Source organism: Streptomyces sp. rh34, from assembly GCF_002551245.1.
Lineage (GTDB): Bacteria > Actinomycetota > Actinomycetes > Streptomycetales > Streptomycetaceae > Streptomyces.
This window is the reverse complement of sequence record NZ_NTGZ01000033.1, coordinates 23,331-42,353: the sequence shown is the minus strand read 5'-3', so window position 1 is coordinate 42,353 and position 19,023 is coordinate 23,331. Positions and strand designations below refer to the sequence as shown.

Below are 19,023 nucleotides of genomic sequence, written 5' to 3'. Positions count from 1 at the left end.
GGTGCAGGCCGAGCTGAACGGGCACGCGGCACCCGCCGCTCCCGCTCCCGCGCCCGTGGCCGTGGCCGATGCTCCGGCCGGCGGCCGTCCGCTCGCCAAGCCGCCGGTCCGCAAGCTCGCCAAGGACCTGGGCATCGACCTCGCGACGGTGGTGCCGACGGGCAAGGACGGCGTCATCACCCGCGAGGACGTCCACGCGGCGGCGGCTCCGGCCGCGGCCTCCGAGGTGGCCCCGGTTACGCCGGCGCCCGCACCGGTGACCGCCGAGGCTCCGGCAGCAGCCGACGTCCCCGCCTCCGCCCGGGAGACCCGTATCCCGGTCAAGGGCGTCCGCAAGGCCATCGCGCAGGCGATGGTGGGCAGCGCGTTCACCGCGCCGCACGTCACCGAGTTCGTCACGGTCGACGTGACGCGCACGATGAAGCTCGTGGCCGAGCTCAAGGAGGACAAGGACATGGCGGGGGTGCGGGTCAACCCGCTCCTGATCATCGCCAAGGCCCTCCTCGTCGCGATCAAGCGGAACCCCGAGGTCAACGCCGCCTGGGACGAGGCCAACCAGGAGATCGTGCAGAAGCACTACGTGAACCTGGGCATCGCGGCGGCCACCCCGCGCGGTCTGATCGTGCCGAACATCAAGGACGCGCACGACAAGACGCTGCCGCAGCTCGCGGCGGCCCTGGGCGAGCTGGTCGCCACGGCCCGGGACGGCAAGACGTCCCCGGCGGCGATGGCGGGCGGCACGGTGACCATCACCAACGTCGGCGTCTTCGGCGTCGACACCGGCACGCCGATCCTCAACCCGGGCGAGTCCGCGATCCTGGCGGTCGGCGCGATCAAGCTCCAGCCGTGGGTCCACAAGGGCAAGGTGAAGCCGCGTCAGGTCACCACGCTGGCCCTGTCGTTCGACCACCGCCTGGTCGACGGCGAGCTGGGCTCCAAGGTGCTGGCCGATGTGGCGGCGATCCTGGAGCAGCCGAAGCGCCTGATCACCTGGGCGTAGCTGCTTATTCCGGTGGGCCCGTACGTTTCTCCGTACGGGCCCACCGGCATGCCCGGCCCTCACCGCACGGCGATTTCGGCGAACACGGTCTTCCCCACCGTGAGCGGCTCGACGCCCCAGTCGTCGGCGAGCTGCGCGACGATCAGGAGCCAGGAGTTGTAGGCCCCGTGCCCGCGTACGAATTCGTCAAGTCCAGCTACAGCGGCGGCAACGCTGGGCAGGAGTGCGTCGAGGTCGCCCGCACCATCCCCCGCACCGTCGCCGTCCGCGACTCCAAACACCTCGGCGGCCCCGTCCTCACCCTCGCACCCGCCGCCTGGGACGCCTTCACGGCCGACCTGCGCCGCCGGCAGCCGTAAGCCTCGGCGACGCGAAGGGGCCCGGCCCGCACACACCGTGCGGGCCGGGCCCCTTCGCCGTACAACGCGGGCGGCCTACTTCTTGAAGCCGTAGTCCATCAGCTTCTTCGCGTCGGCGGTGCGGTTCGCCTCGGAGGACGACGTCAGCACCGTGCCGATGACCGTCTTGCCCTTGCGGGTCGCGGCGAAGACCAGGCAGTACTTGGCGGTCGGACCGGAGCCGGTCTTGACGCCGATGTCGCCGCTGTAGCTGCTGAGCATCTTGTTGGTGTTGCTCCACGACATGTAGCGGTAGCCGCCGCTCTTCGTGGTCACCTTCTGCTTCGTCGACTTGGTCTTGACGATCGAGCGGAACGTGGAGTTCTTCATCGCCTTGCTGGCGATCTTCGTCAGGTCACGGGGGGTCGAGTAGTTGTTGCCACCCCCTATGCCGTCGAACGAGTCGAAGCGGGTGTTCTTCAGCTTGAGGCTCTTCGCCGTGGCGTTCATCTTGCCGATGAACGACTTCACGCGGGCCGCACGGGTCTTGCCGGAGCCGAACTTGTCGGCCAGGGCGTACGCCGCGTCGCAGCCGGAGGGGAGCATCAGGCCGTAGAGGAGCTGGCCCACGGTGGGCTTGTCGCCGACGATGAGCCGGGCGGACGAGGCGTTCTTCTTGACGATGTAGTCGCTGTACGCCTTCTGGACCGTGACCTTGGACTTCAGGTTCACGTTCTTCTGCGACAGGACCACCAGTGCCGTCATGATCTTGGTGGTGGAGCCCGTGGAACGGCGGGTGTCCGCGGACTTGGTGAAGAGGGTCTTGCCGGTGCCGTTGTTCATCACGAAGCCGCCCTTGGCGACGATCTTCGGAGTCGGCGGAGTGGCGGCGTGCGCCGTGGAGGCGAAGGCGCTGCCCGCGAGCACCGCACCGGCGGTGAGGGTCACGGTGGCCGTGACGGTGACGCGATTGATGCGCTTGATGCGGATATTCAACTGAACGCTCCAAATGCCCCTGATATGCGGCCACATAAGGGTGCCGCTCGGAGGTGAGACTCCTGAGGCGGGGCAATGGATGTGTTACTGATCGGGTGAATTTGCGCAGGCTTGACCATGAGTCGTCGGGGCGCAGCAGCCCTTGCCCCGCCAGGCCTCGCGGCCCTCCTTGGCCGCGATGACGGCGATGGTCAGGGCGGCGACGGGGTCGGCCCAGGACCAGCCGAGCGTCGCGTTGAGGAGCAGCCCGACCAGCAGTACGGCGGAGAGGTACGTGCACAGCAGGGTCTGCTTCGAGTCCGCGACGGCGGAGGCGGACCCGATCTCGCGTCCCGCGCGCCGCTGGGCGGCCGAGAGGAACGGCATGACCGCCAGCGAGAGCGCGGCGATGACGATGCCGAGGGGGGACGGTTCGGCCTCGCCGGTCCCGGTCAGCGCTCGGGCCGCGTCGACGGCGACGTACGCGGCGAGCGCGAAGAACGATACGGAGATGATCCGGAGTGCCGTCCTCTCCCGGCTCTCGCGCACCGCGTGCTCCCGGGCGGAGAACTGCCAGGCGACCGCGGCGGCGGAGGAGACCTCGATGACGGAGTCCAGGCCGAAGCCGATCAGGGCGCTGGAGGAGGCCATGGTTCCGGCGGTGAGGGCGACCGCCGCCTCGACGACGTTGTAGGCGATGGTGACCGCGACCAGCAGCCGTATCCGGCGGGCGAGCGCGTCCCGGCGGGCCGGGGAGGGGCCGAGGGAGAGCGTGGCCATCAGCAGCAGTCCTTCGTCTCCGCGTCCGGGCAGGTGCGGTCCGACTCGACGGCCACCACTGCGGAGCGCAGGTCGTCCAGTGCGCTGCCGAGGCGTTCGTCGGCCAGTTCGTAGCGCGTCCGGCGGCCGTCCGGCACGGTGACGACGAGGCCGCAGTCGCGCAGGCAGGCCAGGTGGTTGGAGAGCCGGGTGCGGGAGATGCCCAGGGCGTCGGCGAGGTCGGAGGGGTAGGCCGGCGCCTCACGGAGCGCGAGCAGCAGGCGGCAGCGGATCGGGTCGGCGAGCGCGCGGCCGAAGCGTGCGAGGACCTCGATGTCGGAAGCGACGGTCAGCATGGGGGAGACAGTACAGCAGATCCTGAATTCAGGAGATCCTGAACTGATCGTTCTTTCGGCCGCTCGTCGGAGGTCCAGAATCCGGACGGGGGCCGACATGCGTGCATGTTGTATCTATGCTGTGCGCATGCCTGCCGCGCCCTCCGCCCCCGTACAGCCGCCGACCTCCTCCCTGAAGCGCCCGCCCGCCGCCGAGCGCGTGTACACGCACATCAAGGAAGCCGTCCTGGACCGCCGCTACGAGGGCGGGACCCTGCTCACCGAGGGGGATCTCGCGGACGCGGTCGGCGTCTCCCGGACGCCGGTGCGCGAGGCGTTGCTGCGGCTGGAGGTCGAGGGGCTGATCAAGCTCTACCCGAAGAAGGGCGCCCTCGTGCTCGCCGTCTCCGCGCAGGAGATCAAGGACGTGGTGGAGACCCGGCTGCTGGTCGAGGAGTTCGCCGCGCGCAAGGCGGTGCCCGCGTCTCCGCAGTTGATCGCCCGGCTGGAGCAGCTCCTGGATGAGCAGCGGCAGTTGGCCGAGGACGGCGATCTGGCCGCGGTGGCCGTCAAGGACCGCTGTTTCCACGCCGAGATCGTGAAGAACGCCGGCAACGAGATCCTCTCGCGCCTCTACGACCAGCTGCGCGACCGTCAGCTGCGGATGGGTGTCGCGGTGATGGAGGCCCACCCGGGCAGGATCGAGGCCAACATCACCGAGCACGGTGAGCTGCTGGAGGCGATCCGGGCCGGGGACGCCGACGGGGCGGCCCTGGTCGTGCGCCGCCATGTCAGCCGGGTGCGGGTGCTGGTGCGGGGGGAGGACCGGTGAGTTCGGCCGCCCCCACGCTCTCCCTTCCCGGTGATCCACCCGGTGGCCGGAGTGCCGCCTGGGTCTGGGGCATCGGGGTCGCCGTCTACTTTGTCGCGATCATCTTCCGTACGAGCCTGGGCGTCGCCGGACTCGACGCCGCCGACCGGTTCGACGTCAACGCCTCCGCGCTGTCCACGTTCTCGATCCTCCAGCTCCTCGTCTACGCGGGCATGCAGATACCCGTCGGCCTGATGGTCGACCGGCTCGGCACCAAGAAGGTCCTCACGATCGGGGCCGTCCTGTTCACCGTCGGGCAGCTCGGCTTCGCGCTCTCCCCCTCGTACGGCATGGCGCTGGCGGCCCGCGCGCTGCTCGGCTGCGGCGACGCGATGACGTTCATCAGCGTGCTGCGGCTCGGCAGCCGCTGGTTCCCGGCCCGGCGCGGACCGCTGATCGGCCAGGTCGCGGCGCTGTTCGGGATGGCGGGCAACCTCGTCTCGACGCTGTTCATCGCGCGGGCCCTGCACAGCTACGGCTGGACCGCGACGTTCGTCGGCAGCTCGCTGGCCGGTGTCGTGGTGCTGGTGCCGCTCCTGCTGTTCCTCAAGGACCACCCCGAAGGCCACGAGCCGCCGCCCGCCGAGCACGCCGGGGCCGCGTACGTCCGTCGGCAGATCGCCGCCGCCTGGCGGGAGCCGGGGACCCGGCTGGGCATGTGGGTGCACTTCACCACCCAGTTCCCGGCGATGGTGTTCCTGCTGCTGTGGGGGATGCCGTTCCTGGTCGAGGCGCAGGGGCTGAGCCGGGGCACGGCGGGCACGCTGCTCACCCTGGTGGTGCTGTCCAACATGGTGGTGGGGCTCGTCTACGGGCAGATCATCGCCCGCCACCACGAGGCGCGGGTCCCGATCGCGCTGGGCACGGTGGCGACGACGGCCCTGCTCTGGGCGTCCGCGATCCTCTACCCGGCCGACCGCACGCCGATGTGGCTGCTGGTCGCCCTGTGCGTGGTGCTCGGCACCTGCGGACCGGCCTCGATGGTCGGCTTCGACTTCGCTCGGCCGGCCAATCCGCCCGAACGTCAGGGAACCGCCTCGGGCATCGTCAACATGGGAGGGTTCATCGCCTCGATGACCACCCTGTTCGCCGTCGGGGTCCTGCTGGACGCCACGGGCGACAACTACCGCATCGCGTTCGCCTCGGTCTTCGTCCTGGAGGCGCTCGGCGTCACCCAGATCCTGCGGCTGCGCCGCCGGGCGGCGCTCAGGGAACGCGAGCACCACGTGGTGAGCCGCGTCGAGGCCGTGCACGTACCGGCGTAGCCGTCTCCTTCGCGCGCGGTGGCGCGCCCGTCGCCCATGGTCCGGGACGGGCGCCGCCGGGGCGCGGGGACGGTGCTACGGGGTCACGGGGTCACGGCGAAGTTGTCCAGGATCGCGGTGGCCAGCTCCTGGTCGCCCTCGACCTTGATCCGGTCGGCGACGGCCGTGTGGCGGACCCGGCCGCAGGCGAGCCGGACGTACGTCTCCCAGTCCAGCGACAGTGTCACGGCGGGGCCCAGCGAGGGCGCGCCGTCCACCGAACCGCGGCCCTCCGCGTCGACCCGTACCGTCCGCAGGAACTCCACCGGCCCGTGCACGTCGAAGACGACCGCCGAATTCGCGGGCGCGCCCGCCTTCTTGGCGACCACCTTCGGCAGCCCGGCGAGCAGCATGTCCCGGGTGATCAGGGCGCCGGGGGAGTCCAGGTTGCCGGGCTGCCCGAGCGTGGCGCGCAGGTCCTGCTCGTGCACCCAGACGTCGAAGGCCCGCAGGTTCAGCGCTGCTTCGAGGGTCTGCTCCGCGCCCAGCGGCGCGCGGACCTTGGTCTCGGGGCCGCGCGACTCGTTGCGGATCTGGCGGGCCCGGCGGATGAGGACGTACTCCAGCTCGGAGGTGATCTCCGGGGCGGTGTGGTGCCGCCGGACGTCGACCTGCATCTCCATGTAGCGGGCGAAGTCGCTCTGCACGTGGTAGAGGTCGCGCGGCAGGGTGTGGATCGGCCGGGGATCGCCGAGCATCTCGCACTCCATGCCGATGACGTGCGACACGATGTCGCGCACCGACCATCCCGGGCAGGGCGTTCGGCGGTTCCACTCGCCCTCGGCGAGGGGCTTCACCAGCTCGGCTATCGCCTCGATGGAGTGGGTCGCGGCGTCGGTGTAGGGCTGGAGGCTGGGATGGACGGTCACGGGACCCCTCGTGCGGTTCTGCGGTGCATGGGCTGGAGAGAGCAGGGAGTGCTGGCGGGTGGGCTGGCACTGACGGCGCTGTCGGCGAGCTGCGTGGAGGTTCGACCGCCGGACCCACCGGCGGTGGGTCCAAGTTACGCTGCAAGCAGGCACCCCGGCAGTGCTTTCGTGTGACGATCGTAGGCCTGTGTTGACGGCTCGAATGCCAGGACGGTGGTAGTGTGCGCGCCTCCCTCATCCAGATCGCAGTGGACCCGGACGAATCCGTCGATGCCCGCAGGGCGCGGGCGGCCTCGATGGTGGTCGCCCAGCACGGTGCTGACCTGGTGGTTCTTCCTGAACTGTGGCCGGTCGGGGCGTTCGCCTACACCGCATTCGAGGCGGAGGCAGAGCCGTTGGAGGGCCCGACGCACAAGGTGATGGCGAAGGCCGCCGCCGAGGCCGGGGCCTGGCTGCACGCCGGTTCCTTCGTCGAGCGGGCGGACGACGGCACCCTTTACAACACCAGCCTGGTCTTCTCGCCCCAGGGCGAGCGCACGGCTGTCTACCGCAAGATCCACCGCTTCGGCTTCGACCGGGGCGAGGCGGTGATGATGGGCGCGGGCGAGGAGCTGGTGACCGTCGCCCTGCCGGACACCACCCTGGGCCTCGCCACCTGTTACGACCTGCGCTTCCCGGAGCAGTTCCGGGGGCTCGTCGACGCGGGCGCCGAGACGCTGGTCGTCGCGGCGGGCTGGCCCGAGCGCAGGCGCTCCCACTGGACGCTCCTGGCGCAGGCCCGTGCCGTGGAGAACCAGGCGTACGTCCTGGCCGTCGGCACGGCGGGCACCCACGCCGATGTCCAGCAGGCCGGGCACAGCATCGTCGTCGACCCCTGGGGCGAGGTGCTGGCCCGGGCGGGCGCGGACGAGGAGGTCCTCACCGTCGAGCTGGACCCGGCGAAGGTGCGCACGACCCGGGAGCAGTTCCCGGCCCTGAAGGACCGTCGGCTGGGGCTCGCGCCGCCGCTCTGAGGGCGGCTCGATGCGGGCGGCCGGGACGCCCTGTCTACAGTGAGCGCCATGGCTGAACCGGGCGGTTCCGAATCGACGTCGCTCCGTGGAACGGCGATCTTCGCCGCCTCGGTCACGGTCGTCCTCTACCTCTTCGGCCTCCTCCTCGTGGGTTTCACGGTCAGCGAGGTCGGGTCGGGAACGAACTCGACGCCCATGCACCAGTGCGTGTACGCGCCCAACCTGCCGGAAGGCGCTCACGTGGAGACGCACGAGGTGCGCTACCTCCCGGTGCACGTCCTGTGCCGCACCACCGACGGCGGGCACTTCACCAGTCGGGTCGTCCCCTCCTGGCTCAACCCGACGCTCGCGGTTTCCTTCGCGACCACCGTGGCCCTCACGGCGGCGGCCTTCGTCCAGGCGGACCGGCGGGCGGCCGCGCGACAAGCGGGGTGAGCCGAACCCCGACCGTCCGAGAACCCGTCCGAGAACCCGTCCGAGAACCCGGGCTCCACGTTTCACGTGAAACACCGAACTCCCGCGCGCGGGCAGGAGCCGAGCCCCCGTGGGTGCAGGCGCTCAGTCCTCGCGAGCGTGCAGGGCGCTCAGTCCTCGTTCTCCTTGTCCGCCAGCACGATCACGCACATCGACACCGCGATGAGCAGCGCGGTGTCGGCGTCGTCCCGGACGACGTCGATGCCGTACGTGTCCCGGAGGGTCAGCCAGCGGCGCGAGACCTGGGCCAGCAGCTCGCCGTCGTACTCGATGGCGAACTCGCGGTCCAGGATCCTGCCGCTGACGTCCAGCTCCGTGCCGTCCACCAGCGTCACCCGGTAGTGGTTGCGGAGCAGCGACAGCCGCTTGCGCTTGACCTTGGCCAGCTCCTCGCCGTCCCGCTCGATGAGCATCGTGTCGCGCAGGCTGATCAGCTTCTGCCGCAGTTCGACCAGGACCCGGCCGTCGGCGTCCTTCAGCTCGAAGGTGTCACGCAGCCGCATCGCCTTGCCGTCGACCAGGAAGACCTTGTGGCCCCCGTCGTCCTCGATCCAGTAGTCGTCGCCGATGGCGAACAGCCGCTCACGTACGAGAAGTCTCATGCGTCACAGGTTCCCCCGGGGTCCGGCGGAATGCGCGCAGGCGGTCACGGTGTTGACTGGTGGCATGGCATCACGTGCACGCGTCCGCGCCCCCGAACTCATCGGCAGGGGCGGCTGGCTCAATACAGGCGACCAGCAGTACACCCTCGCTGACCTGCGAGGGCGCATCGTCATCCTCGACTTCTGGACGTTCTGCTGTGTGAACTGTCTGCATGTCCTGGACGAGCTGCGCGAGCTGGAGGAGAAGCACCGCGACACCGTGGTGATCATCGGAGTCCACTCGCCCAAGTTCGTCCACGAGGCCGAGCACCAGGCCGTCGTCGACGCAGTCGAGCGCTACGAGGTCCACCACCCCGTCCTCGACGACCCCGAACTGGCCACCTGGAAGCAGTACGCCGTACGGGCCTGGCCGACGCTCGTCGTGATCGACCCCGAGGGCTACGTGGTCGCCCAGCACGCGGGCGAGGGCCACGCGCACGCCATCGAGAAGCTCGTCGAGGAGCTGGAGGCCGAGCACGGGGCCAAGGGCACGCTGCGCCGCGGTGACGGCCCCTACGTCGCGCCCGAGCCCGTCGCCACGCATCTGCGCTTCCCCGGCAAGGCGCTGCTCCTGCCGGACGGGGGATTCCTGGTCTCCGACACCACCCGGCACCGCCTCGTCGAGCTGGACGCCGACGGCGAGACCGTACGCCGCCACTTCGGCACGGGCGAACGCGGCCTGAACGACGGCGGCCCGGAGACGGCCCGGTTCAGCGAGCCGCAGGGGCTCGCCGCGCTGCCCGACGGCCGGATCGCCGTCGCGGACACCGTCAACCACGCCATCCGCGCCCTGGACCTCACGACCGGAGTGACCAGCACCCTCGCCGGGACCGGCCGCCAGTGGTGGCAGGGGACCGCGACCAGTGGTCCGGCGCGCGAGGTGGACCTCTCCTCGCCGTGGGACGTCGCCTGGTTCGGCGACCGGCTGTGGATCGCCATGGCGGGCGTGCACCAGCTGTGGACGTACGACCCGGAGAGCGCGACCGTACGCGTCGCCGCCGGGACCACCAACGAGGGCCTGGTCGACGGGCCGGCCGCCGAGGCCTGGTTCGCCCAGCCGTCCGGGCTCGCCGTCTCCGCCGACGGCGAGCGGCTCTGGGTCGCCGACTCGGAGACCTCCGCGCTGCGCTGGGTCGACCGCGATGAGCACGTCCGCACCGCCGTCGGCACCGGCCTCTTCGACTTCGGCCACCGCGACGGGGCCGCCGAGCAGGCGCTCCTCCAGCATCCGCTCGGCGTGACCGCGCTGCCCGACGGGTCGGTCGCGATCAGCGACACGTACAACCACGCCCTGCGCCGGTACGACCCCGCCTCCGGCGAGGTCACCACCCTGGCCACCGATGTCCGCGAGCCCAGCGACGCGGTGCTGGTCGACGGCGATCTGGTCGTCGTCGAGTCGGCCCGCCACCGGCTGACCCGGCTCCGGCTGCCGGAGGAGGCGGTCCGGGTCGCCGACCGGGCGCACCGCACCCAGCGGGCCGCGACCGAGATCGCCCCGGGCACCCTCCGCCTCGACGTCGTCTTCCAGGCGCCCGCGGGCCAGAAGCTGGACACCCGCTACGGCCCCTCGACCCGGCTGCTGGTCTCCGCGACCCCGCCCGAGCTGCTGGCGGAGGGCTCCGGCGCGGGGACGGACCTCGGGCGCGACCTGGTCCTCGCGGACGGGGTCACCGAAGGCGTGCTCCACGTCTCCGCGATGGCGGCGTCCTGCGACGACGACCCGGCCAACGAGTACCCGGCCTGCCATGTGCACCAACAGGACTGGGGCGTCCCCGTCCGCGTGACCGCGGAGGGAACGCCCCGGCTGCCGCTGGTGCTGGCGGGCATGGACGAGCAGGGCTGAGGGGCCCGGAGGGGGTCCGACAGGCGGCCGGCCGTCCGGCCGTCTGTCGGCACGGGCGGCCCGCCCGCTCTGCCTAGAAGTCGTCGGCGCCGTTGCGCAGCTCCGTGGTCCAGTAACCCGTCGCCCACTTCTGCGGGTTGACGGAGAGGCCCTCGGGGGCGGGGGACTGCACCACCGCCATGCCGCCGCCGTTGGCCTTCAGTGTGACCGTGAACTCCTTCACCGTCTCGGTGCTCTCCTTCCGGCCGCCCTCGGACATGCGCACCGCGACGTAAGCGGACTGGCCGGGCTCCAGGATCACCGGGGCCTCCGGCTTGCTCTTGGCGACGGGCGGGACGATGCCCCGCGCGTTGTCCAGGAAGTGGATGTGCGGGTACTCCCTCATCTCACAGCCGGCGCCGGAGGTGTTCTTCGCGCTCAGCGTGAGGTGGGTGTAGGGCGGGCCGTCCTGACGCTCGGCGGTGATCGTCAGACCCTTCGCCGTGCAGAGAGGGGCGGAGGCCCCGGCGGACGTGCCGCCGGCGGTTTCGGAGCTCTTGGCCGCGCCTGCGGCCTGCGCGGTTCCGGTGCCGCCGCCGGTGGATCCCGTCGTGCCGGTCTCCGCAGCGTCGTCGGCGGCCTTCCCGGACTCGGCGGCCGACGCGGCGACGGTCGCGGAGTCGCTCGTCGCCGGGCCCTCCGACCGGGTTCCGGTGCCGTCGTCACCGCAGGCGGTGAGCGTGAGAGCGAGAGCCGCCGCGGTCGCGGCGGCCAGGACGGTGGTGCGGTTGCGGAAGGTGCGCATGGAGGATCCCCCGAGGAGAAGGCGAGGCGAACGCCCGGTCGAGACGTCGCCTCCGAGCTGCTGACAGGAACGACTCTGCCCGCCGCCGCTCACGTATCGCTGCCGTCCCGCTGACGTCCTGCTGACGTCGGGCAGGGCGGGGCCGCGCCGGACGCCCGCTCCGCTCAGCTCTCCGCGGCGATCCGTCGCAGCGCCTCGTCGTGCCGCCGTCGGAAATCCGCCCGTGCGGACACCCGCAGCAGCGCCGCCAGGGACCGTACGGCCCCCTCGTCGTAGCCGGCCCGCTCCGCCTCCTGCGCGGCCCGGTCCAGCAGCCGTACGCCGTCCTCCTCCTCGCCCAGGGCCAGGTGGGCCTCGCCGCAGACGGCCAGCAGCAGGGAACGGCGCGCCGCCTCCTCGTGCTCGGGTCCGAGATCGAGCCCGGCCCGGGCACAGGCGAGAGCCTCCTCGGGGCGGTGCGCGGTCAGGTGCATCCGGGCGAGGTGCTGGAGCGCGAGCATCTCCGTGTGCCGGTCGCCCTCCCGGCGCGCCAGTGCGACGGCGCGTGCGCAGTTCTCCACCGCGGTGGGGAGGGAGCCCAGCTCGGCCTGGACGATCGCCAGGTTGATCAGAGCGGTCGCCTCGCCCAGCGGGTCCCCGGCCTCCCGGGCCAACGCCGGCGAGCGCTCCAGCAGGGCGACGGCCTCGGTGGTGCGGCCCTCCTCCGTCAGCACCCAGCCCAGCAGCGCGAGCACCCTCGACTCCGCGTAGGCGTCCTTCTCGGCGCGAGCCGACTCCAGGGCCAGTTCCAGCAACGGGGACCAGCTGTCCCGTGCCCGCCAGACCATCTGCGGCCACTGGAGCAGAATGATCCGCCAGGCCCGGTCGTCGAGCCCCGCCTCCCGGGCCGCGAGCGCGGTCAGCGCCAGGTCCTCTCGCTCGGTGGCCAGCCAGCGCATCGCCTCCGCACGGTCGGCGAAGTCCCGTACGGCGCTGGGCCGGCGGTAGTCCTCCGGGAGCACGAAGCAGGGTTCGCCGCCGGGCTCCGCCGTGTCGGCGGCGGCCAGTGCGGTGGCGATGCAGTGGTCGAGCACGCCGATCAGGGCCTCGCGCGCGGACGCCGGGTCCAGGCTCCGGGCGTAGAGGCGCACCAGGTCGTGCAGGACCCAGCGCCCGGGGGCGGTCTCGGTGACGAGGTGGGCGGCGGCCAGTTGCTCCAGCGCCGCCCTCGCGGTGACCGGGTCCGTCCCCGCGAGCGCGGCCGCCGCGTACGGGTCGTAACGGCCGCCCGGGTGGTGGCCGAGCCGCGCCAGCTGGTGGACGGCCCCGGGCGGCAGATGCTGGACGGTGAGCCGCAGCGCGGCGGCGACCCCGGTGTCGTCCACGTCGAGATACGCCAGCCGGCCGCGCTCGTCGGCCAGCTCTCCGGCGAGCGCGGCCAGCGTCCAGCGGGGACGTCCCGCCAGGCGGGCCGCGGTGACGCGCAGGGCGAGGGGCAGTCCGCCGCACAGCTCGGAGAGCCGGCGGGCCGCCACCGGTTCGGCGAGGACCCGCTCCTCCCCCAGCACTCCGGCGAGCAGCGCCGTGCCGTCGTCGGTCTCCAGGGTGTCGAGCGGGACCGGCCGGGCGGCGTCCGAGGCGATGAGCCCCTCCAGCCGGTGGCGGCTGGTGACCAGCGTGACGCAGTCGGCACCGCCCGGCAGCAGCGTCCTGACGGTGGCGGAGTCGCGCGCGTTGTCCAGGACCACCAGCAGCCTGCGCCGGGCGGTCAGCGAGCGGAACAGCGCGGCGGCGGCCGGCACGGACTCCGGAACGCGGCGCGGGGAGACGCCGAGCGCGAGCAGGAACTCCCGCAGGACGTCGATGAGCGCGGGTTCCCCGGCCGCGCTGAACCCGCGCAGATCGGCGAAGAGCCGCCCGTCCGGGAAGAGCGCGGGGGAGCGGTGCGCCCACTGGAGGGCCAGCGCGGTCTTGCCGACCCCGGCAGGACCGGTGACCAGACAGACGGGCGCCTCGCCCGCCGCCGACCGGCTGAGCGCGGCCAGTTCGGTGGCGCGCCCGTGGAAGCCGCGGGGCGCACGGGGCAGCAGGTCGACGGGGTGCGGTTCGCCGGCGGGCGGCGGCACGGCGGCGGGTGAGGGCCCGGAGGCCTCCGGCGGGGTGGCGCCCGCGGGCGGCCCCGGGGCGCCGCGCAGGATCAGCGCGTAGGCGTCGGCGAGCTCATGCCCCGGGTCGATGCCCAGCTCGTCGGCGAGAAGCCGCCTCGTACGGTGGAAGCGGTCCAGGGCCTCCGACTGGCGCCCCGCCCGGAACAGCGCCAGCATCAGCTCCGCGGCCAGCGACTCGCGCAGCGGATGCGCCGCCGTCTCCGCCGTCAACAGGGCGGCGGCCCGGTGGTGCTCCCCGAGCGCCCCGTACGCGCGGGACAGCTGCTCGACCGTCGCCAGCCGCGATTCCTCCAGGGAGTGCGCGGCCACCCGGAGCGGCGGGCCGGCGAACGCCCCGCTGAGCGCGGGGCCCTGCCACAGGGACAGGGCCTCCTTGAGCATCAGCACGGCGTCGGCGGGACCGCGCTGCTCCCGTGCCAGCGTCAGCAGTTCCTCGAACCGCTGTGAGTCCAGCAGTGTCTCCGGGGCGCGCAGCACGTAGGCGTCGCCGACGGTGGCCAGCTCCACCCCGTACGCCTCCGCGTCCGCGCCCGCCAGCAGGGCGCGCAGCCGGGATACGTGCCCCTGGATGACGCCACGGGCCTGGGACGGCGGCTCGTCGTCCCACAGACAGTCCGTCAACCGCCCGACGGAGACGGGTGTGTTGGCGGACAGCAGCAGAGCGGCGAGCAGACTGCGCCGTTTGGCCGGCCCCAGGGGCAGGGGCCCGGTGAGCGTTTCGACGGAGACCGTGCCGAGCAGCCGGAACTCCACGGGCGGCTCCCCTTCCGGGCGGGACGCACCCACGGTGGGGGCGCGGGATCCTGCCCAGAATATCGGGGATTCCGCAGGCCCCGCGCAGAGCCGGCCGACCCGGTGACGGCTTCCGGCCCTCTGCGCGGGACGGTCGTCGCGCGGGCCGGCCGTCCACGCGGACCTGCCGTCCACACGGACCGGTCGTCGCGGGGACCGTCAGCGGTAGCGGTGCTCGTCGTCCGAGACGACGGTGGTGGTGGGCGGCACGACCATACGGCGGCGCCGCGCGATGCTCATGTAGACGAAGACCCCCACGAGGCCGACGAGCATCATGATCCAGCCGACCAGGTCGACGTTGACGGTGTCCATCTGCCAGTCGGTGGCGAACGCCAGGATCGCGCCCCCACCGATCAGGAGAATGCATCCTCCGAGTCCCATGAATTCCGCCTCCTCGACCGCCCGGTGAGTCCGGGCCGGTGTACGGACCGCGTACCCGGCCCGGCAACAACCATGTGTGCGAGGGCGGTTGTGCGGGCGGGTCAGCCCGCCAGGAACGAGGTGAGCGCGTTCGCCAGCAGATACGGGTCGTCGGCGCCGCACAGCTCCCGCGCGCTGTGCATCGAGAGGATCGCCACGCCGATGTCCACGGTCTGGATGCCGTGCCGGGCCGCGGTGATCGGTCCGATCGTGGTACCGCAGGGCATCGCGTTGTTCGACACGAAGCTCTGCCACGGCACGCCCGCCTTCTCGCAGGCCGCGGCGAACACCGCACGGCCGCTGCCGTCGGTGGCGTACCGCATGTTGACGTTGACCTTGAGGATCGGCCCGCCGTTGGCGACCGGGTGGTGCGTCGGGTCGTGCCGCTCCGCGTAGTTGGGGTGCACGGCGTGGCCGGTGTCGGAGGAGAGGCAGACCGTGCCGGCGAAGGCGCGGGCGCGGTCCTCGTACGTGCCGCCGCGCGCGAACACCGAGCGCTCCAGCACCGAGCCCAGCAGCGGCCCGTCGGCCCCGGTGTCGGACTGGGAGCCGTTCTCCTCGTGGTCGAAGGCCGCGAGCACCGGGATGTACGGGATGTCGGCGTCGTTCTGCCCGGCGACGGCGGCCAGCGCGGCGGTCGCGGCGTGCACCGAGAGGAGGTTGTCCATCCGGGGCCCGGCCACCAGCTCCCGGTCCCGGCCCAGGTAGGAGGGCGGCTCGATGGCGTGCGGCATCAGGTCCCAGCCGGTGACGTCCGCCGCGTCGACACCCGCCTCCCCGGCGACGAAACGGATCAGGTCGCCCTCCTCGACGTCGCCGAGCCCCCAGATCGGCTGCATGTGCTTCTGCCGGTCGAGCTTGAGCCCCTCGGTGTTGGCCGACCGGTCCAGGTGCACGGCCAGCTGCGGCACCCGCAGCAGCGCCCGGTCGATGTTGACCAGCCGGTGGGTGCCGTCCCGCAGCGAGATCCGCCCGGCCAGGCCCAGGTCCCGGTCGAGCCAGGTGTTCAGCAGGGTGCCGCCGTAGACCTCGACGGCGATCTGGCGCCAGCCGTGCGCCCCGGTGTCGGGCAGCGGCTTCACCCGCAGGTTCGGGGAGTCGGTGTGCGCCCCCGCGATCCGGAACGGGGTGTGCGCGGACGCGCCCTCCGGCACGTACCAGGCGATGATCGCCCCGCCGCGCAGCACGTACTTCCCGCCGGCCGACGCGTCCCAGGCGGCGGTCTCCTCGACCTGCCGGAAGCCGGCCTCCTCCAGGCGCCCGGCGGCGTTCGCCACGGCGTGGTACGGGGACGGGCTGGCCGCCAGGAAGGTCATCAGGTCATCGGTGTGCGCGCGGTCGAACCGGAGAGGGGAACTCATGTTCTTCACTGTAACGAGGACTCGGGGTTCGGTATCCGGTGACCGGGGAGTTCGGTCGCCCCTACAGCCCGTCGATCGAGGTCAGGTCGATGTCGACGTCGTACGGGGCGGAGAGCTTGAGCCGGTCGTGGTGGACGCCGGTGGAGACGTACGTCTTGTTGACCGGGTCGGGTTCGTAGGTGATGACGGACGAGAACCAGGCTCCCGTCGATCAGCTCGGTGTGCGGCGGGAGGTCGAGCGTGAAGAACTCGTCCAAGGTGTAGCCGCCCGGCGGCGGGAGCGGCCACCTGGAACCGTCCGACTGGCGGTGCGACGAGTCGGACGGCGCCCCGGTGGCGGCCACGGATTTCCCCATGGACGGGATTCTGGGCCGTGCACTCAGCGTAGCCAGCTGATACGACAGCGCCGCCGCCCGAACGAAGTCCGGGCGGCGGCGCGTTTTGACGAAACAGGTGAGCGATTCTTTAGAACGCGGCCTCGTCCAGCTCCATCAGCGAGTTGTCGACCGCCTCGGCGAGCGCGCGCTCGGTCGAGACGCCCGGCAGGACGTTCGCGGCGAAGAACTTCGCGGCGGCGATCTTGCCCTGGTAGAAGGGGACGTCCTTGGCGGAGGCGGTCGGCAGCTTCTCGGCCGCCACGGCAGCGCCCTTGAGCAGCAGGTAGCCGACGACGACATCGCCGGAGGCCATCAGCAGGCGGGTCGTGTTGAGGCCCACCTTGTAGATGTTCTTGACGTCCTCGCCGGTCGCGGTGAGGTCGGTGATCATCGTGCCGACGATCGCCTCCAGATCCACGGCGGCCTTGGCGAGCGAGTCCAGCGCCGGGGCCAGCTCCTCGTTGCCGTGGGCGCCCGCGAGGAACTTCTTGATCTCCTCGGAGAGCGTGTTGAGCGAGGCGCCCTGGTCGCGGACGATCTTCCGGAAGAAGAAGTCCTGGCCCTGGATCGCCGTGGTGCCCTCGTAGAGGGTGTCGATCTTGGCGTCCCGGATGTACTGCTCGACCGGGTACTCCTGGAGGTAGCCGGAGCCGCCGAAGGTCTGGAGCGACTGCGCGAGCTGCTCGTAGGACTTCTCGGAGCCGTAGCCCTTCACGATCGGCAGCAGCAGGTCGTTGAGGCCGTTGAGCGCCTTGGCGTCCTCGCCCGCGGCCTCCTGCTCCTGGATCGCGTCCTGGACGGAGGCGGTGTACAGCACGAGGGAGCGCATGCCCTCGGCGTACGCCTTCTGCGTCATCAGCGAGCGGCGCACGTCGGGGTGGTGCGTGATGGTGACCTTGGGCGCCGACTTGTCCATGAAGTTCGCCAGGTCCGGACCCTGGACGCGCTCCTTGGCGTACTCCAGCGCGTTCAGGTAGCCCGCGGAGAGGGCGGCGATGGCCTTCGTGCCGACCATCATGCGGGCGAACTCGATGATGCGGAACATCTGGCGGATGCCGTCGTGCTTGTCGCCGATCAGCCAGCCCTTGGCGGGGTGCTGGTCGCCGAACGTCATCTCGCAGGTGTTGGAGGCCTTGAGGCCCATCTTGTGTTCGACGTTCGTCGCGTACACGCCGTTGCGCTCGCCCAGCTCGCCGGTGGTCCAGTCGAAGTGGAACTTCGGGACCATGAAGAGCGAGAGGCCCTTGGTGCCGGGTCCCGCGCCCTCGGGGCGGGCCAGCACGTAGTGGAGGATGTTCTCGGACATGTCGTGCTCGCCCGAGGTGATGAAACGCTTCACACCCTCGATGTGCCAGGAGCCGTCCTCCTGCCGCACGGCCTTCGTCCGGCCGGCGCCGACGTCGGAGCCGGCGTCCGGCTCGGTCAGCACCATCGTCGAGCCCCACTGCTTCTCGACGGCGATCTCCGCGATCTTCTTCTGCTCCTCGTTGCCCTCGTCGAAGAGGATGCCGGCGAACGCCGGACCGGAGGAGTACATCCACACGGCCGGGTTCGCGCCGAGCAGCAGCTCCGCGTAGCCCCAGATCAGGGAGCGGGGCGACGTGGTGCCGCCGATCTCCTCGGGAAGACCCAGGCGCCAGTACTCGGAGTCCATGAAGGCCTGGTACGACTTCTTGAAGCTCGCCGGGACCGGGGCGGTCCTGGTCTCCGGGTCGAAGACCGGCGGGTTGCGGTCGGCGTCGGCGTAGGAGTCGGCGAGCTCGTTCTCCGCGAGGCGTGCGATCTCGTCCAGGATGCTCTTCGCGGTGTCGACGTCCATCTCACCGAACGGACCGGTGCCGTACACCTTGTCGCGCCCGAGGACCTCGAAGAGGTTGAACTCGATGTCGCGGAGATTCGACTTGTAGTGCCCCATGGGAAGGCTCCGTAATCAATAGCAGTGGCGCACAGCGCCCCGGGGAGTGATGCGGGTCGGGCGACAGGCGGGCGTAGGTCTATCAGCTGACCTCTACGATGATGCTACCCGTCAGTAATAAGGTGCAACCCCTCAAGCCGCAGATGTGTCCGATTACTCTTTGCAGCATGTACGGCTACGACCAGAACCCTGGTGCTCAGCAGCAGATGGGTCAGATGGGCCAGATGGGTCAGATGGGCGGCGGCTACGGGGAGCAGCCGCTGTATCCGGAACCGTCGCCGCCCTCCCTGGCCGACGCGGTACGGGCCTTCACCACCGGCTCCCTCTCCGCCGAGGACTTCCAGCAGATCTTCGCCACGTCGAAGGTCTACTGCCCGCGCGGCGACAACCCGGGTTTCCTGGCGCTGCACAACACGCAGCAGCCGGTGATCCCGATGTTCACCACGCTCAAGGAGCTGCGGCTGTACGCGGGCAAGGAGTCCAAGTTCTTCGTGATCACCGGGGCCGAGGTGATCGACCTGCTGCCGACGGGCTACGGCTTCGTCCTGGACATGGAGGGTGATCACCGGATGGTCTTCGACGCCAAGGCCGTCGAGCAGATGGTCGACTTCGCGATGCGCCGTATGTACGGGTAGTCGTGACGTCCTGGTGGGTCGCTGACCTGCTGTTTCGTCGTTCGGATACGGGTCCGTGCCAGGGGTGGCGCGGGCCCTTTTCGCTGTCGGGTTCACGGGTGGGCCCACCGGTGCGGTCACCCGGGAATGCGTGACGCCTTGCGAGATGTTCATCATTCAACTAAATTGAT

General features: G+C 71.3%; 18 protein-coding genes and 1 pseudogene. 8 read left to right on the top strand and 11 right to left on the bottom strand.

Annotated features, from left to right (window positions below; genetic code table 11):
- Both CR470_RS09745 and CR470_RS09740 read left to right on the top strand, forming a co-directional pair.
- Positions 1-1,000, top strand: a 1,000-nt coding sequence (locus tag CR470_RS09745) for a dihydrolipoamide acetyltransferase family protein (RefSeq protein WP_097867170.1), incomplete at its 5' end; no start/stop codon positions are given.
- Between the two features lie 167 nt (positions 1,001-1,167).
- Positions 1,168-1,359 carry a DUF397 domain-containing protein gene (locus tag CR470_RS09740; RefSeq protein ID WP_097867169.1) on the top strand — a complete coding sequence of 64 codons (192 nt, stop codon included), beginning with the start codon at positions 1,168-1,170 and terminating at the stop codon, positions 1,357-1,359.
- 75 nt (positions 1,360-1,434) lie between these two features.
- Here CR470_RS09740 and CR470_RS09735 read toward each other — a convergent pair whose 3' ends face one another.
- The 3 genes from CR470_RS09735 to CR470_RS09725 form a co-directional block, all read right to left on the bottom strand.
- Complete coding sequence (locus CR470_RS09735) at positions 1,435-2,334, bottom strand: D-alanyl-D-alanine carboxypeptidase family protein (RefSeq protein ID WP_097867168.1); 900 nt, start codon at positions 2,332-2,334, stop codon at positions 1,435-1,437.
- An 84-nt stretch (positions 2,335-2,418) separates the two neighbouring features.
- Complete coding sequence (locus CR470_RS09730; protein ID WP_097867167.1) at positions 2,419-3,093, bottom strand: cation diffusion facilitator family transporter; 675 nt, start codon at positions 3,091-3,093, stop codon at positions 2,419-2,421.
- On the bottom strand, positions 3,093-3,428 hold the full coding sequence (locus CR470_RS09725; RefSeq protein ID WP_097867166.1) for an ArsR/SmtB family transcription factor: 336 nt from the start codon (positions 3,426-3,428) through the stop codon (positions 3,093-3,095). Before CR470_RS09725 ends, CR470_RS09730 begins: the two co-directional genes overlap by 1 nt.
- A 127-nt stretch (positions 3,429-3,555) precedes the next feature.
- On the opposite strand from CR470_RS09725, the gene CR470_RS09720 reads away from it, so the two are divergent.
- Entirely contained in the window at positions 3,556-4,239 is a 684-nt protein-coding gene (locus tag CR470_RS09720; protein ID WP_097867173.1) for a GntR family transcriptional regulator, read from the top strand.
- Positions 4,236-5,543: an MFS transporter gene (locus tag CR470_RS09715; protein ID WP_097867165.1), complete on the top strand. Its 1,308-nt coding sequence runs from the start codon at positions 4,236-4,238 to the stop codon at positions 5,541-5,543. The genes CR470_RS09720 and CR470_RS09715 overlap by 4 nt, the downstream gene beginning before the upstream one ends.
- A gap of 83 nt (positions 5,544-5,626) precedes the next feature.
- On the opposite strand, the gene CR470_RS09710 is transcribed toward CR470_RS09715, so the two are convergent.
- Complete coding sequence (locus tag CR470_RS09710; RefSeq protein WP_097867164.1) at positions 5,627-6,451, bottom strand: maleylpyruvate isomerase family mycothiol-dependent enzyme; 825 nt, start codon at positions 6,449-6,451, stop codon at positions 5,627-5,629.
- A gap of 221 nt (positions 6,452-6,672) precedes the next feature.
- On the opposite strand from CR470_RS09710, the gene CR470_RS09705 reads away from it, so the two are divergent.
- Together CR470_RS09705 and CR470_RS09700 are read left to right on the top strand one after the other, a co-directional pair.
- Positions 6,673-7,464 carry a carbon-nitrogen family hydrolase gene (locus CR470_RS09705; protein WP_097867163.1) on the top strand — a complete coding sequence of 264 codons (792 nt, stop codon included), beginning with the start codon at positions 6,673-6,675 and terminating at the stop codon, positions 7,462-7,464.
- 48 nt (positions 7,465-7,512) lie between these two features.
- Entirely contained in the window at positions 7,513-7,899 is a 387-nt protein-coding gene (locus CR470_RS09700; RefSeq protein ID WP_097867162.1) for a hypothetical protein, read from the top strand.
- A 149-nt stretch (positions 7,900-8,048) separates the two neighbouring features.
- Here the strand turns inward: CR470_RS09700 and CR470_RS09695 are convergent, their stop codons facing one another.
- Entirely contained in the window at positions 8,049-8,540 is a 492-nt protein-coding gene (locus CR470_RS09695) for an LURP-one-related/scramblase family protein (RefSeq protein ID WP_097867161.1), read from the bottom strand.
- 64 nt (positions 8,541-8,604) lie between these two features.
- Here CR470_RS09695 and CR470_RS09690 point away from each other — a divergent pair, with 64 nt between their 5' ends.
- Positions 8,605-10,422: an NHL domain-containing thioredoxin family protein gene (locus CR470_RS09690; protein WP_097867160.1), complete on the top strand. Its 1,818-nt coding sequence runs from the start codon at positions 8,605-8,607 to the stop codon at positions 10,420-10,422.
- A gap of 73 nt (positions 10,423-10,495) precedes the next feature.
- Here CR470_RS09690 and CR470_RS09685 read toward each other — a convergent pair whose 3' ends face one another.
- The 6 genes and pseudogenes from CR470_RS09685 to CR470_RS09660 all read right to left on the bottom strand — a co-directional run bounded on the left by CR470_RS09685 (position 10,496) and on the right by CR470_RS09660 (position 18,218).
- A complete protein-coding gene (locus CR470_RS09685; RefSeq protein ID WP_097867159.1) occupies positions 10,496-11,206 on the bottom strand; it encodes a DUF4232 domain-containing protein in 711 nt (236 codons plus the stop codon).
- Between the two features lie 164 nt (positions 11,207-11,370).
- A complete protein-coding gene (locus CR470_RS09680; RefSeq protein WP_097867158.1) occupies positions 11,371-14,106 on the bottom strand; it encodes an AfsR/SARP family transcriptional regulator in 2,736 nt (911 codons plus the stop codon).
- Positions 14,107-14,304: 198 nt separating this feature from the next.
- Positions 14,305-14,526 carry a DUF6458 family protein gene (locus tag CR470_RS09675; RefSeq protein WP_097867157.1) on the bottom strand — a complete coding sequence of 74 codons (222 nt, stop codon included), beginning with the start codon at positions 14,524-14,526 and terminating at the stop codon, positions 14,305-14,307.
- 101 nt (positions 14,527-14,627) lie between these two features.
- Entirely contained in the window at positions 14,628-15,926 is a 1,299-nt protein-coding gene (locus CR470_RS09670) for a M18 family aminopeptidase (RefSeq protein WP_097867172.1), read from the bottom strand.
- 187 nt (positions 15,927-16,113) lie between these two features.
- Positions 16,114-16,282: pseudogene (locus CR470_RS41130) on the bottom strand (Uma2 family endonuclease); the annotation flags it as partial.
- A 109-nt stretch (positions 16,283-16,391) separates the two neighbouring features.
- On the bottom strand, positions 16,392-18,218 hold the full coding sequence (locus CR470_RS09660; RefSeq protein ID WP_097867156.1) for an acyl-CoA dehydrogenase: 1,827 nt from the start codon (positions 18,216-18,218) through the stop codon (positions 16,392-16,394).
- A 167-nt stretch (positions 18,219-18,385) separates the two neighbouring features.
- Between CR470_RS09660 and CR470_RS09655 the strand changes: the two genes are divergently transcribed.
- On the top strand, positions 18,386-18,853 hold the full coding sequence (locus CR470_RS09655; protein ID WP_097867155.1) for an SseB family protein: 468 nt from the start codon (positions 18,386-18,388) through the stop codon (positions 18,851-18,853).
- The last annotated feature ends 170 nt before the right edge of the window (positions 18,854-19,023 follow it).